This is a genomic window from Clostridium sp. LS3, assembly GCF_055330225.1.
The window spans coordinates 2953597-2968953 of the sequence record NZ_CM143921.1; the positions used below are offsets into that span (position 1 = coordinate 2953597).

Consider the following 15357-nt stretch of genomic DNA (forward strand, 5'->3'; position numbering starts at 1 on the left):
TTGACTTATATATAAATAAAATTTATAATAAACCTATTAAATTATTTATATATTTTCTGATATATTAGGATTATATCATGATTTTATTAATTATGACTAATTACTAATATTCATACTCATATAACCAAAAGTTATAGATTCACACTATTTTCAAATAAAAGGAGTATGCACATGAATTTACAGCAATTAAAGTATTTTAAAAAAGTAGCTGAAACCCAAAATTTTACCACCGCTGCAGCTTTAGTATCGGTAACTCAACCTGCTTTAAGCAAAGCAATTTCTAAATTAGAGGCAGAATTAAATGTACCTTTATTTGAAAGAAATGGCCGTAATGTTAAACTTACCTCTTTTGGAGAGGCATTTTTAAAACATGCCAATATAGCTCTTCTAGAAGTTGAAAAAGGATTTCGTGAATTACAGGACATGGCAAACCCTGATAAAGGAATTATTTCTATTGCGTCTACTTATTGCATTGGTACATATTTTATGCCTTTTATAATTAGTGATTTTTTAAACAGCTATCCCTGTATTAGATTTCAATTTAGTCATGGATCTACACCTGAAATATTAAATGATTTAAAAGATGGTAAAATAGATTTAGGGGTTTATGACAACATTGATGATGTTCATAAACATACTGAAATCAAATCAATACCAATAAAAAAAGAAGAGTACGTTTTGATTGTTCCAAAAAATCATCCTCTTTCAAATCAAGCGGAAGTTTCTTTAAAAGACTTAAAAGACGAATCATTTATTGTATCTTCTGAAGGAAATAAAGATATGATTCTTTCTTATTCTGAAGTTATTGGCTATACTCCTAAAATTTCTATACAACCTAACGAAGTTAGTATGCTTGGAGGATTAGTATCTGCTGGTGCTGGTATTACTATAGTTGCTAACGCTCCTCTTATTAATACAAATGCTCTCTCTATTATAAAAATAAAAGAAGATATTGGATATAAAACTATTTATATGGGCTGGCTAAAGAATTCCTACATGTCTCCTACAACAAAAAAGTTTAGAGACTATGTAATATCATTAGCTTCTAAGAGTTAGAAGTTTAGTAAACCCATAAAAAAATCCCCTCTCGGGGACTATGAATATTAATAAATTTATACCTAATAACTGTCCGTAAGTCATGGGTAGACTTCAAGCTTTGCTATACCTTCACCTTCGTAACCTGTTGCAACAATATCTAAATCTTGTTCGTGCCAGGGGAGCCTTGCGTAAGGGCTTGCCCTGAGCTTGCTAATTATTCAGTTCTTTTTTTTCAAAAATTCCAAGTGAAATTATATATAGAACTACAATTATAACTATTGATGCAATAAGAGGTACTATTTCAAACTTTCCATCAACAATATCTGTAGGCAAGAAATATTTAAATGGTGTAAATATCCTAATTACTCTTCCATTCCCTACGACATCATATACTATACTTAAGATGAATGTTACAAAGAAAAATAAGTTTCCGTATAAGTTCCCCTTTTCATGATTTTTCACTACAGTTGCAATAAATATACCTATAACACAATACAACATACTAATTATAAATATAGTTAAAGAAAATAATAATATCTCTTTATCTATGTTTTTTTCTAAATCTAAAGTTCTTATAGCTACTATAGAAAAGATATAATTTACAAGACTAAAAGCTGCTAAATATATAGTAGCACTTACAAACTTCATATTTACTATATAACTTCTATTTCTTGGCTTTGTAAAAATAAATTCAAATGTCTTATCAACTACTTCTCTATTAATAATGTTAGTTCCAAGAGATACCCCATATATCATCCCACATATCAATACATAAAATACTAAAATACCATAATAACCATCTATAGATGTAGCATCTAACCCTGACATACCAAAAAGGGCAAGAATTATCTTAGGAAACTTATCAAATAATTCCTTAACTGAGGCTCCTCCTTCTCCACCTATGCCAGTAAATTTTACTACTCCAGCAAATACTAGAAAAAATAGACCTATTGTCCAAAATATAAAAGGTTTTAATCCTGTTTTCAATTCCTTTTTTAATATATTCATTACATTCACCTCCTAGACAGCTTGTATATCGCTGTTTTTGTATTTAATAAAAGCAGCACCTATACAAACTACTATTACAACTATTGCTGTAATAACATATTTCACTTCGAAAGCTCCATTACTAAAAACAGAATTTGGAGCAAAATATTTCATTGGTGCTATATAATTTAATATCTCTTCATCTATAATGTTAACTACTGCTGATATTATAAAACCACCAAACCCAAAAGCTATTGCTATACCAGCTATACTTCTTACTTTCTTTACAAATATTGCGAATATAATTCCCAAGGATAAAAATACTAATTGAGTAAAAAACAAACCACTTGTAGCTAATAAGATTTTTTCAATTGTTGTAGTAGTATCTCCACTGCTTTCATATATAAAATAAGCTGAAGTAATAAAAACAATATTAGTAACTAATAGAATAGAAATATTAGCTAATAATTTACATGCAAATATTTTTTCTCTGGATATCGGTTTTGTAAAAAGAAAATCCATAGTCTTAACTTTTTTCTCTCTAGCAAAAGTTGATACACCTAAATATACTGCCATTATTGCTCCACATAAAACTATATAATTAGAACAGAAAGAGTAAAATCCCCCATATTGAAATATTTCTTTTATGTTAAATCCAAAAGCTGCAGTAAATTCCGGTGGAAAATTAGCTACTACTGACTCTATATCTTTTGCTCCATCAATATAAAGAGGATACATAGCTTTCATAAATACTAAAATTAATACTAACAAAACTACTAGCCAGATAATTGAATTTTTTAAGGCTGACTTCAATTCAAATTTAAATATATTCAATGTCTTGTACCTCCTTATGCTTCATAATAGTGCATAAATACTTCCTCTAGCGAAGGCTCAGTTATATCTATGTTTGTTAATTTAAATTTTCCTATTTCCTCTAATAGTGAGTTAATATTACCTTTATAAAGGAATGAAATATTTTGACCATTAATTTCAACATTTTTAGATCCAGGTATATTTAACTTCTTAGGTGTTTCATCAGTTATATTAAAAGTTACTTTTTTATATGCACTTTGCTTTAAATCACTTATTTTTTCAGTTTTTATAATTCTTCCATCTTTTATAATAGCTACTCTGTCACAAATCCTTTGAACTTCACTTAATATGTGTGATGAAAATAACACTGTAGCTCCTCTCTCATTTTCTTTTTTTATAATTTCGAAGAATTTCTTTTGCATTAAAGGATCTAACCCTGATGTAGGTTCATCTAGTATTATTAATTTAGGTGAATGTAATAAACCTTGTACAATCCCTACTTTCTTCTTATTGCCTAAGCTCATATCTTCAATCTTTTTATTTAAGTCTAATTCAAGGGCTTCTGATAATTCCTTTATTCTTGCAGAGCAATCTTTACCATAAAAGCTAGCAGAATAATTTAGTAAATCCTTAGCTTTCATATTATCATAGTAGAATACTTCTGATGGTAAATATCCAACTTCCTTAAGAATATTCACTTTATCTTTTTCACAGTCAAGTCCAAAAATTTTAGCTTCACCACTTGTTTTGTTTATTAAGGAAAGTAGCGTTCTAATGGTGGTAGACTTACCTGCTCCATTAGGTCCAATAAAACCAAATATTTCGCCCTGCTCCACAGTTAAATTGACATCAATTATCCCCCTTGATTCCCCATAACTTTTAGTAAGATTTTTAGTTTCGATTATAATATCCATATTATAAATCCTCCTTATATGAAACTTTTTTTAACATACTACACCACATTTTATATTCCTTATTAAACTCATCATAATCTACAGGTGAATTTCTACGATTAAGCTCATGTAAATATCCATCTGCCATCCAAGAAAGCATTTGCAATATATCTTTAGGATTAACATCGTCCTTAAACTTTGTTAAATCTATATTAGTAAAGTACTGCTTATAAATCATACTTGTAACATCTACAATCTTATTATTTAAATCCTCAGAAACATCTTCCTTTTGAGAATAAAAACATTTAACTATAAATTCAGCTATAAATGGACTTTCCTTTAACAATTGGACTTTTCTGCCTCCTGCATACTGAATTAACTCAAAGAAATCAGTTATATCTGCAAAATTAGATTCTACTACATTTTCTGTAATTAATTTTGTTGCATATTCATATAAAAACATATATAGAGTTTTTTTATTATGAAAATAATAAAATAACAATCCCTTAGATATACCTGCATAACTTGCAATATCTTCAGTAGATGATCTTTTATAATCATTCTGAGAAAACACTTTAAAACCTGCATTAATAATGCTCCTTTGCTTCTCTATTGGTAACTCAAAAAATTTTTCATTCATAGTAACACCACCATAACCACTTTAGTTTAACTATATGAGTCAGTATAATTATATAATACTCCATTGACTATAAATTCCAAGGGATCATCTATAAAATTTTTTTATTCTTTAAGTTGCATGTACAATGTAAAAATCAATAATTCTAAGCTACAAATCTTAAAATTCCCCACTCACTTTCCTTCAAAAACACTAAAAGCCCTTGAAATCAACAGCTTTCTATATGTATCAAAATTATAGTTCTTATTTGGTGGAGGTGAACCATATAGAACCTCCATACTAGTTTATATTAAAACAATATTCTTTTATACTAAAACAAAAAAGCGGATTATAGAAACCCACTTTCAAACCTTATCTAGAATTTCGATTAAATCCCTTCTAATATTTTTAGAATTTATGATCTATCTCTTCCATCTGTATTCTTCGTAAATCCTTTTGTCTTAATCTTGTTTCTTCCATTATTTTATCCCAAGACTCACCTGCTATTATCATTTGCTTTGCCTTTTCATAAACTTGATTTTTAGTTTCTTTACTCATGGTAGGTCCTCCAAATAATATTTTCTTTTATATTATTTGTAAAACTTAAATGAATTATTACATATAAAAGATAAATAAGTTTAACTTTTATTTATCAAGTCTAGGAATCTTCCTTTTTCTAGTAAACTCAACTTGATTCCTAAATGCATCTTATAATAACCAATTAATAGATTTTTAATAACTCTAGAAATGCCACTTACCTAACAACACCTACCACTTACCTGTTAAATATGGAAAATAAATGAATAGTATCATATTATTATATTAAAGAAATAACTAATTAAAATAAACGCACGTTATTTTAAATACAGACCTAGGAGGATATTATGAAAGTATCAGTTGAAGAGATAGGACATGATAAAGAGGAATTTGCATCTATATATATATATGAAAGAACTAACTCAATTAATACACTTATTGATTATATAGAAAATGAGGATTACAAAAGCATCAAATTATCATGTTATAAAAATGATCAGCTTTTTAAGATACAAAGTAATGATATATTTTATGTTGAAACAAATAAAGATACTTTATTAATTCATACAAATAACCAAACTTATGAATCAAAAAATCGACTTTACGAATTAGAAAAAATACTACCACCTAAGTTTATAAGAATTTCAAAGTCAACTATATTAAACTTGGAAAAAGTATCAATGTATAGTCCGTTACTTAATGGGCTAATGGAAGCTAAATTAATAAATTCAGAAACAGCTTATATTTCAAGAAAATATTTAAAAGAAGTAAGAAATCGTATAAAGGGAGGTTTATAATATGATGAGGGAAAATATAGTTAAAGGAACTAGTATTGGTTTTACCTTGCTTATAAGCTCAATTTTAGCCCTAAGGTTTACTAATGATATTGAAAATACATTAAAAGCATTTCAATATTTTATACCTATTTTAATTATCTATATTCTAATTGGAATAGCTATTCAATATCTTCATAACTTGCCACCTAGAAAAAATATTAATGGTACAAAAGGAATAGAATCAGTTTATTGGCTTTTTTTAATTTGTGCTGTATTAGAATTTTTAGCAAGTTTTATCCCAGCATATATTCGTTGTATAGTATTAGTAAATATAATGGTGATAATTATTCTTTGGCTTATTGATTATATATCCCTTAGTAAAGTTGCCAAAGAGTTAAATGGTGTTACATCATTTAAAAATAGAACATTGGCAATAGATTTAAAAAGCAAACCCAAAACAAAGGAAGAGTTTTTTCAAATTCTAGAAAGACACTGTAGTACTAGTAATATTTCATTAGACTATATTGAAAAAGATTTACCAGCTATAGTTAAAATGAATGGTGTTTTAAATAAAGCTGAAATAAGTTACTATTATGACCTTACAGGAGTATTAGTTTATGCAATAAAAATAACTGAACTATAAGAAATATCAGAGCCTATTATTAAAATAGATAATGTATTATGTAAATGCATAGTATCTACTGGTGGCAGATTTGCAAACCATGTTATTAATTGTAGGGAAATATAAATTAATTGAAATTTGATTGAACTTAAAAAGGTTTATTATAAGTATAGCGAGCGTTATAGTTTTTATTAGCGTAACCAAAATACATTTAAATAAAATTAAAAGTTATGACTATAATTTAATATAAGTCATAACTTTTCTTTTTTTAAAGTCTGTCAATAATTTTGTGTAAATCTCCACAATCATGATCAGAAATTAGTCCTTCCTTAATTAAAAAACATATAAAATCAACTAAGTTCTGAAAGAATAATTATTAATATGAAAACTGACTATTATATAAATCATAATATAATCCTCGTTTTTCTAGCAATTCCTTATGATTTCCTTGTTCTATTATATTTCCCTTATTCATAACTAATATTTTATCAGCATTAACAATAGTTGAAAGTCTATGAGCAATGACAAAGCTGGTTCTTCCTTCCATAAGCTTTGAAAATGCCTTTTGTATTCTAACTTCTGTTAAGGTATCAATAGAACTTGTTGCCTCATCTAGTATAAGAATTTTAGGCTCTGCAAGCATTACTCTAGCTATAGTTAATAACTGTCTTTGACCTGCTGATAAATCTTCATCATTTATTATGGTATTATATCCATTTTTTAATCTTTTAATAAAAGAATGTGCATGGGCAGCCTTTGCTGCATTAATTATTTCTTCATCTGTTGCATTTTCCTTACCATAAGCAATATTTTCTTTTACTGTACTATTAAAAAGCCATGGGTCTTGAAGTACCATTCCAAAGTTTTTTCTTAAACTATCTCTTGTTAGGCTTTTAACATTGATATCGTCTATATATATTGCACCCTTATCTATATCATAGAATCTCATTAATAAATTAACTAATGTAGTCTTTCCACAGCCAGTTGGACCAACAATCGCTATTGTTTCACCAGCTTTAGCTTCAAAAGAAAAATCTTGTATTAATGAAATACTTTTATCATAAGAAAAATATACATTTTCAATTTTAACATTACCTTTGCAGTTATTTAACTCTATAGCATCATTTTTATCTGGCTCTTCTGGCTTCTCATCTATTATATTAAATATACGAGTTAAAGAAGCAAAAGCTGTTTGAATTTGAGCTGTTATTCCAGAAATCTCATTAAAAGGTTTTGCAAATTGAGCTGAATATATTAAAAAGCTTGAAACTATCCCAACAGAAACGCCTTCTTTTATAGCTAAAATTCCCCCAACAAACCCAACAGCTATATAAGATATATTGTTTATAAATCTTGTACTTGGATTTATAAGCGCTGAAGCAAACATAGCTTTTATAGCTGTTTTAGAAAGGTCATCTGAAATTTTTTCAAATTGTTCCATTGCTGTTTTTTCTCTATCAAAGGCTTTTACTATTTTTTGATTACCAACTATTTCTGCTACAAAAGAAGATAACTCTCCAACTGATTGTTGTTGTCTTAAAAATGACTTTTGACTAAATTTACTTATTATTGAAGCAATAAAAAAACATATAGGTGTTACTACTAATATAGCTATTGTAATTTTAACATTTAAATATAACATGCATATAAGCGCTGTAATTACAGTAACTACTCCAGAAAATACATTAGTAATTGATACAGCTAAAGCATCACTAACATTGTCTAAATCGTTAGTAAAACGACTAATTATATCTCCATGTGGATGATGATCATAGTAAGCTAATGGTTGTTTATTTAAGCTTTCAAAAGTATCTCTTCTCATATCCCTAACTATTAAATATGAGACTTTATTTGCATATAGTGATATAAGCCACTGAAATAACGATGAAATTAAGTATATAAACCCTAGGTATATTAGTATTACTACTAAATTTTTAAAATTTACATTATTTATTCCACCAATATTATCTATTGCTAATCCACTTAAATATGTTGCAACAACTACCCCAATATTAGTGATAAATGCGCAGAAAACTGCTAGTATAACTTGAACTTTATATCCCTTTACATATCTTAATACTCTTTTAAAATTATTCAAAACACTCTCCCCCTTTACTTAACTTGAGATTCATATATTTCTCTATAGGTAGGACAATTTTTTAATAACTCTTCATGAGTTCCAAGTCCCATACACATTCCATCATCTAAAACTAAAATTTTATCTGCTGAAATAATAGAACTAATTCTTTGAGAAATTATTATGGTAGTAGTATCTTTTAAATTTTCTCTTAAAGATTGGCGAAGCTTTTTATCTGTTTCATAGTCTAAAGCACTTAAACTATCATCTAAAATAATTAATGTAGGTTTTTTAACTAATGCTCTTGCAATAGCTAAACGTTGCTTTTGTCCTCCTGAAAAATTCTTTCCCCCCTCATATATAACAGAATCAATATTATCTTTCATTTTACTAACAAAGTCATAAGCCTGAGCAGCTTTTAAAGCCTCTATTACCTCTTCATCAGTAGCATCTTCTTTTCCCCACCTAATATTTTCACTTATAGTACCTGTAAATAATACTGATTTTTGAGGAACTACACCAATTTCTTCGTGTAAAAAACTCTGAGATAACTTTCTTACATCTTTTCCTTTAAATAATACTTTACCTTCTGTTGTATCATAAAATCTTGGTATTAAATTGGCTACAGTAGATTTACCACTACCTGTTGTTCCGACAACTCCAAAAACTTCTCCCTTTTTAATTGAAAAAGATAAATCTGATAAGACTTCTTCAGTATTATATCTAAAAGATACATTATCAAAAGCTACAATCTCCTTAACACTTAATATTTCTTCTGAAATACTATCTAAACTTTCCTCATCTCTAATACTTGGTTCACATTCTAGAACTTCATTTATTCTAGCGGAAGAAGCTGATGCCTTAGTAAAAGTAACTAATAAGTTTGCAACTATTATTAAAGTTAATAAAACTTGTGTTATATAATTTATCAAAATAACAATATCACCTTGAGTTAAGCTTCCTATATTTACATTAATTCCTCCAACATAAAGTAAGACTATAATTCCCATATTCATTATAAGAGAAGTTATAGGATTCATTAATGCAGATAAATTTGTAACTCTAATATAAGCTTTTGATACATCTTCTGTTGCCTCTTTCATACGAATACTCTCATTTTCATGTCTTGCAAAAGCCCTAATTACACGAACACCAGTTAAATTTTCTCTAAGAACATGACCTAGGTTGTCCATTCTTCCTTGAGCATTTTTATATAATGGTAAAGTTTTTATCATGATTATAGCTATTACTAAAACAAATATAGGAATTAAAACTGCAAATATTAAAGACATTTTAGGATCTATGTATATTGACATTACCATAGCACCAACACATAAAAAAGGAGCTCTACTTACGAGTCTAATTAACAGAGCAACTGCCCAAACCACCTGATTTACATCATTAGTCATTCTATTAATCAATGTGGAATTACCAAACTTATCTATATCTGTATAAGAAAATAAAGATATTTTTCTTAATAGTTCTTTTCTAATATCATTACCAACATTTTGACATGTATAAGAAGCATAGTATTGACATAAAGTAGCTGATGCTAATCCTATACTTATTATCAAGAACATTATTGCAGCCATTTTCCCTATATAATACATATCTTTATTTACTATTCCAATGTCTATTATTTTCCCCATAAAAATAGGTAATAGTAGCTCCAAACCCGCCTCAAATAATTTAGCTCCTGAGCCTATTACCGTTTCTTTTATATAGGGTTTAAGAAATCTGCTTAGTTTAAACACTATTTCTTCCTCCCTTTAAATTTATTTTATTCCTCTTTATTGTACATCAATATATAAAAATATGACAATAAATTTTCTTAATGAGTAAAGTCTTACATGTTTATTCTCTATTACTCTAATGAATTTATAAGCCTAATGCAATCATGTCCATAAGTAGTATAATCAATGCATCCCCTATTTATAAACTAAAAAAACGTATTACATTAGATAATACGTTTTTTGTGAATTTGATATTCTTTCCCTATTGCTTGAAAACTTGGTACCTTATATTTGTAGTTACCTTATTTCCCTTTAAAGTAACTACATTTCTTCTATATTGAATTCACCAGACTGTACCCTTTCCGCAAAGTCTTTGATATATTCTGCTTTCTTAAAAGTAATTCCAAACCTTTGAAGTTTATTAATATCAGTGCCACAAATAGTTTCTACTGTAATCTCATCCAGAGCCTCATTCATTCTTTTCCATATAGTTGCTTGTGCTGTAGTCGAAATCTGTTGTCCTATGATGTGATGTACCACTGATGAAAATAAATCAATATCTACTTCTCTATTAATATGACCTATTTTATCAATAACCACTCCAAGTGCTTTATCCTTACTTTTTAAGTAGTTTATCTCATTATTGTCATATTCAAAATACAAAAAAATCACCATTCTTAAGTTTTCCGATATCTGTCATTATTTTAACACTTAATCGGTGATTATTCTTCCTATATTTGTACATTCAATTCTATAAAAAAGTGAAGGTAAGGAAAGTATAAATTAAATTTACATTTCCAAATTTAATTACTAAAAGCATTATATAATCACATTTTCAAAACTTTAAACTTTTATACTTTCCTAGGTATTAAAAAAATATAAACTAATCGAAACTTTGTATCTGATTTACCTTAGACAATTCTAAAATGGTTTTCTATTACTGTTTTTAATACATTTCTTTATAGTAGTTATAAATATAACTTCTTTCTATCAAATACTTGCAAACTAAAATAACCCACGAAAATCTAAAATTTAGATTTTCGTGGGTTTCATGGTGGAGGCGAAACGTAACCTTTAAAATCCACGATTATTAATTAATATTGTAAATTTAATATTTAGAATGGTAACTCCTCATAATATTCTACTTTTATAGTTTTTAATCTTGTGTATATATTTTCAATTATTATCTTCTGCAAATTACTGGATTTTGATGTTAAAAATTTATAGAAATCAATTACACATGATATCTTAATATCTTTTTGACTATAATACCTGTATTCTCCCTTAATAAAACATTCTATCAATTTAGTATTATCTTGAATGTAATCTTCAAGTGAACTAGATTCTATTAAAACTTCTAGTTTAGAAATTACCATATCTACACTGAAATTAAACTCCGGAATTTCCTTTGTATATTTGGATATTTTCTCGCAAATAGCATCAGCAAAATCAATGTATATTTTTCTTTCACTGTCTGTAAATTTTATTTTTTCCAAAACATTATTTGACATCAAAGAAAATATATTTTTGAATGAATCTATTCTTTTGTTTGGATTAGTAATAGTCATTTTATCTATAATATATTGATATTTAAAATTATTAACTCCATTATCTTCTAATAACTTATTAAACATTTTTCCTAAAAAATATATATCTGTTTTTTTATCATAATACCATTCTTTAATTTCTTCAGGAAATTCGCTTACAGGCCAATTTAGCAAAACACTTGCTTCACTATCACTCTCAGCTCTCATCTTTTTTCCAAACCCAAAATCTATAATTTTTACTACTCCCTCCTTTGTTACTAATATGTTGTCTGGCTTAATATCTCTGTGAATAATAGAATGCTTTTCTAAATATAAAAATCCCTCTATTAATTGAATAAATATACTTTCAAACTTTTCTACATTTTCCCATAACAAATAATCCTCTATATTTTGTCCATCAATATGTTCCATTATAATAAAACCAGTCAGATTTTTTGGATAAAGATAATAATTATAAACTCTCACTATGTTAATATGATATAATGTATATAAAATTTTTATCTCTTCAATAAAACGCTTGAAACACTCATCTTTATTATTCCCTTCAACCGGTTCATATTTTTTACAAACAAAATATGTATCTAATATATCATCTTTTATAAGTACTGTTCTTCCTGTTCCACCTTGTCCTATAAATTTTTCAAATATATACTCTCTACTACGAGTAAATTTCACTATTTCCTCTTTTTCTAATGACACACTCTTTTCTCCCTCCTATAAATTATTTTAACCTCTATATACTAATAATCTTAATTTATTTCGTAACTATTGGTTATTTATTTAAGATTATTCAATCTTATTTATTATGTCTAAAATATAAATATTTTCTAACTAAATATATCATATTTTGTTAAATATTTCATCATATTATCTATTTTTTTTCATTATAAAAGCCAACAACAACACTCTAATAAAGTGTGGTAGTTGGATTCATGGTGGAGTAGCGGCATATATAACCTCCATACTGTTACATTAAAACAATATACTTTCATACTTCATTCAAAGTTGATTTTAAAGAAAATAATTTCATACTATATATAAACTTCTGAAAAATCCTCTTCTGATATCTTTAGAATTTAGGACTTCTCTCTTCCACCTGTATTCTTTTTAAATCCTTTTGTATTAGTCTTGTTTCTTCCATTATTTTATCCCAAGACTCACCTTCTATCATCATTTGCTTTTTCATATACTTTATCATTATATTATTTAATTAGCCCAATCTGCTACGTATATGATATGGCATTTTTACTTATGGAACTAGACTCAACATAGTAATTTCAATTGTTAAATCTAGTTTTTGCATTTATTTGTGTTAATGGTCTCCGTAAATACTTAAAGTGAGGTTTTTTTCTTAAACAATTTATGTCAAATTTGATATGCTTCAACCGCTTCTAATCGTGCCTAATAATTCAAATTCTGCCATATGTTGATGTTACGTACTTTTAATAATTATCTATACCTATTTAATATACATAATTAACTTATAAATCTATTATATAAACCGCATTTATAACATAAATATTTAGATAATACTCTAATTTTTCATCCAGAACCTCAATGATTCATCAGAAATATTATAACGTTTAACAAACAAACTCTATTACTTTTAAAAACAATAATGTCTTTTCTTTCATAAAGTTCTAAATTATTATATAATTTATTTATATAATAATTTAGAAGAGAGGTTTTAATATGAAACTGCTTGAAGCAGATACTAAAAAATTAGAATACCTATTAAATTTATCATATGGAACTTTATACATACCTTATAGCCAACGCCCATACGAATGGAAATTTGAACAAGTACTTAGGCTATTTAACGATTTTTATTCAATTTACACAAATAATGATACTACCAGTACTCATATTTTAAATTTTATAACAATCAAGCTTGATGAAGATGATGAAAATAAAAAGTACCTTTATGATGGACAACAACGAAGTGTTACATCATTGCTTATACTTTCAGCACTAATAAGCGAACTCAAAAATATGGATCCTAGTGCTATAGACTCGGCAAATAAATTAACAAGTTTATATTTATATACAACACATTGGAAAGATGCTTCTGCAACAAATTTTAAAATAGAATTTGATAGTTGTATCTCAAATTTTATGCTTCATAAACATATTTTCGAAGGTAAAAATATACCTGAAAATCATAAGTTTAGCGATTATGATAAAGCACTTTTTGAAAACTACAATTATATTAAATGCTTAATACATGAAAGATTTGGAGATAATCCGCAAAAAGAAGATATTGTAAACTTTATAGATGTACTTTTAGAACGTATTTTAGTAATCATTATTGAAACTTCTTATGAAAATATTGCAGAAGAAATGTTTGAAACTCTAAATAGTACAGGCTTACAGATTGAAGATTTCTACATACTAAAAAACTCACTTATTAGGACATTAGATGAGGCTACTGTAAAACCTATTTGGTCTTCCATAGAAATGAATACTGATCGAATAAATAAAAATAAATTCTTACATGCCTATGTAAATGTAATAAATGGTAAAACGCCTTCATCAGATTTATACAATAGAATTTCTTCATTAAGGAACTTAGACAACCCTCAAATTGCTAGATCTTTTCTCAATGAATTGAAAGAAACAGCTGAATTATTTATGAAAATAGAAAATCCTGCTCAAAGAACTGATGGTCCACAAGAACAAAATACTAAATATCTACAGCACATAAATAACTTAGAATTATTAAGTGCTAATCAATACAAACCTGTAATATTAGCTATGGGATTAAGAGGTTTTTGTATTTCTGAAATAAATTTAGCTTTAGAAAAAATAATAGCACTCCAACTTAGAAATATATTTATTGCTAATAATAAAGCAAATACTTTAGAGCAATTTTATCCATCACTAGCGAAGAAAATTTACACAAAAAAAATTGCCAATATTTCAGATATTATTTCTCAAATAAGTGATATAATGATTACCGATACACAGCTCTATGAACATTTTAATAACAAAATAATTGAATCTCGTAAAGATGAATCAATTATACGTTTTATTCTAAAAGAAATTTATAATAGTCAGCATGACGAAATTATAATAAATGCTAATTCAAGAGATGTTAATTTAGAACACATACTACCAAAAGCACCCGATGAAAATAGCCAATGGTTAGTTGATTTTCAACATGAAGAAGAAAGATACATTTTAACCCGTAAAATTGGTAATATGACTGTATTGTTAAATCGTATAAACTCAAAAATCAAAAATAGTGATTTTTCTATTAAGAAGTCTTCATATTTAGAAAGTGATATTCCAGAAAATCAAGCCTTAGGGAATAAATTCGAATGGAAAAAGCCAAACATTGATCAAAGATCTATAGATTTGTATAATATCTTCAAGCAGATTTGGTCTAAATAACATAAAAGCTACCATCAAGTAAATATGGTAGCTTTTATTTATTTTTTTATTCTGTTACATATCATATTTAATTATATAGTCAAACTCAAATAACTTTTATTGCTTAGATAATTATTCATTTAAGCACTTATACTTTTTAGCTCTATATTATTATCAAATAAAACATTAAAATTATAGTACTATTATTTAACTATATAATGTGCTTATTAGTTATCTTTACTGCCAACTCTTCATTACTTATTCTAAGCCATTTCTATCTCATAAAATTACCACATTATCTAAGTGTTCTCATTGGTTAAATGAATTTTTTTATACTATCTTTCTA

13 protein-coding genes are annotated in these 15357 nt (G+C 27.0%); 4 read left to right on the top strand and 9 right to left on the bottom strand.

Annotation, left to right across the window (positions count from 1 at the left end):
• Positions 1 to 171 precede the first annotated feature (171 nt).
• A complete protein-coding gene (locus ACZJV1_RS13825; protein ID WP_463650503.1) occupies positions 172 to 1056 on the top strand; it encodes a LysR family transcriptional regulator in 885 nt (294 codons plus the stop codon).
• Positions 1057 to 1248: 192 nt separating this feature from the next.
• Here ACZJV1_RS13825 and ACZJV1_RS13830 read toward each other — a convergent pair whose 3' ends face one another.
• The 5 genes from ACZJV1_RS13830 to ACZJV1_RS13850 form a co-directional block, all read right to left on the bottom strand.
• On the bottom strand, positions 1249 to 2046 hold the full coding sequence (locus ACZJV1_RS13830; protein ID WP_411168470.1) for an ABC transporter permease subunit: 798 nt from the start codon (positions 2044 to 2046) through the stop codon (positions 1249 to 1251).
• A gap of 12 nt (positions 2047 to 2058) precedes the next feature.
• On the bottom strand, positions 2059 to 2859 hold the full coding sequence (locus ACZJV1_RS13835; protein WP_411168471.1) for an ABC transporter permease: 801 nt from the start codon (positions 2857 to 2859) through the stop codon (positions 2059 to 2061).
• A 14-nt stretch (positions 2860 to 2873) separates the two neighbouring features.
• Positions 2874 to 3752 (bottom strand): ABC transporter ATP-binding protein, encoded by an 879-nt coding sequence (locus tag ACZJV1_RS13840; protein ID WP_463650504.1) that lies wholly within the window; start codon positions 3750 to 3752, stop codon positions 2874 to 2876.
• A 1-nt stretch (position 3753) separates the two neighbouring features.
• Positions 3754 to 4371 carry a TetR/AcrR family transcriptional regulator gene (locus ACZJV1_RS13845; protein ID WP_463650505.1) on the bottom strand — a complete coding sequence of 206 codons (618 nt, stop codon included), beginning with the start codon at positions 4369 to 4371 and terminating at the stop codon, positions 3754 to 3756.
• 384 nt (positions 4372 to 4755) lie between these two features.
• Positions 4756 to 4905: a hypothetical protein gene (locus tag ACZJV1_RS13850; protein ID WP_463650506.1), complete on the bottom strand. Its 150-nt coding sequence runs from the start codon at positions 4903 to 4905 to the stop codon at positions 4756 to 4758.
• Positions 4906 to 5231: 326 nt separating this feature from the next.
• Here ACZJV1_RS13850 and ACZJV1_RS13855 point away from each other — a divergent pair, with 326 nt between their 5' ends.
• Both ACZJV1_RS13855 and ACZJV1_RS13860 read left to right on the top strand, forming a co-directional pair.
• A complete protein-coding gene (locus ACZJV1_RS13855; RefSeq protein ID WP_463650507.1) occupies positions 5232 to 5681 on the top strand; it encodes a LytTR family DNA-binding domain-containing protein in 450 nt (149 codons plus the stop codon).
• A gap of 1 nt (position 5682) precedes the next feature.
• Entirely contained in the window at positions 5683 to 6303 is a 621-nt protein-coding gene (locus ACZJV1_RS13860) for a DUF4318 domain-containing protein (RefSeq protein ID WP_463650508.1), read from the top strand.
• A gap of 355 nt (positions 6304 to 6658) precedes the next feature.
• Here ACZJV1_RS13860 and ACZJV1_RS13865 read toward each other — a convergent pair whose 3' ends face one another.
• From ACZJV1_RS13865 to ACZJV1_RS13880, 4 genes are all read right to left on the bottom strand, one after another.
• Complete coding sequence (locus ACZJV1_RS13865) at positions 6659 to 8380, bottom strand: ABC transporter ATP-binding protein (RefSeq protein WP_463650509.1); 1722 nt, start codon at positions 8378 to 8380, stop codon at positions 6659 to 6661.
• 14 nt (positions 8381 to 8394) lie between these two features.
• Positions 8395 to 10113, bottom strand: a complete 1719-nt coding sequence (locus tag ACZJV1_RS13870) for an ABC transporter ATP-binding protein (protein WP_463650510.1) — start codon at positions 10111 to 10113, stop codon at positions 8395 to 8397.
• A 300-nt stretch (positions 10114 to 10413) separates the two neighbouring features.
• The gene (locus tag ACZJV1_RS13875) at positions 10414 to 10755 is read right to left on the bottom strand and encodes a DNA glycosylase family protein (RefSeq protein ID WP_463650511.1); all 342 of its coding nucleotides are present in this window, start codon (positions 10753 to 10755) and stop codon (positions 10414 to 10416) included.
• Positions 10756 to 11207: 452 nt separating this feature from the next.
• Positions 11208 to 12338: a protein kinase domain-containing protein gene (locus ACZJV1_RS13880; protein ID WP_463650512.1), complete on the bottom strand. Its 1131-nt coding sequence runs from the start codon at positions 12336 to 12338 to the stop codon at positions 11208 to 11210.
• A gap of 993 nt (positions 12339 to 13331) precedes the next feature.
• Between ACZJV1_RS13880 and ACZJV1_RS13885 the strand changes: the two genes are divergently transcribed.
• Positions 13332 to 15032, top strand: a complete 1701-nt coding sequence (locus ACZJV1_RS13885) for a DUF262 domain-containing protein (RefSeq protein ID WP_463650513.1) — start codon at positions 13332 to 13334, stop codon at positions 15030 to 15032.
• The last annotated feature ends 325 nt before the right edge of the window (positions 15033 to 15357 follow it).

What these genes read in the sequence shown, in the direction of transcription:
- ACZJV1_RS13840 (WP_463650504.1), bottom strand. Translation starts at nt 3,752, where the DNA reads ATGGATATTATAATCGAAACTAAAAATCTTACTAAAAGTTATGGGGAA.
- ACZJV1_RS13830 (WP_411168470.1), bottom strand. Translation starts at nt 2,046, where the DNA reads ATGAATATATTAAAAAAGGAATTGAAAACAGGATTAAAACCTTTTATA.
- ACZJV1_RS13850 (WP_463650506.1), bottom strand. Translation starts at nt 4,905, where the DNA reads ATGAGTAAAGAAACTAAAAATCAAGTTTATGAAAAGGCAAAGCAAATG.
- ACZJV1_RS13860 (WP_463650508.1), top strand. Translation starts at nt 5,683, where the DNA reads ATGATGAGGGAAAATATAGTTAAAGGAACTAGTATTGGTTTTACCTTG.
- ACZJV1_RS13885 (WP_463650513.1), top strand. Translation starts at nt 13,332, where the DNA reads ATGAAACTGCTTGAAGCAGATACTAAAAAATTAGAATACCTATTAAAT.
- ACZJV1_RS13855 (WP_463650507.1), top strand. Translation starts at nt 5,232, where the DNA reads ATGAAAGTATCAGTTGAAGAGATAGGACATGATAAAGAGGAATTTGCA.
- ACZJV1_RS13845 (WP_463650505.1), bottom strand. Translation starts at nt 4,371, where the DNA reads ATGAATGAAAAATTTTTTGAGTTACCAATAGAGAAGCAAAGGAGCATT.
- ACZJV1_RS13825 (WP_463650503.1), top strand. Translation starts at nt 172, where the DNA reads ATGAATTTACAGCAATTAAAGTATTTTAAAAAAGTAGCTGAAACCCAA.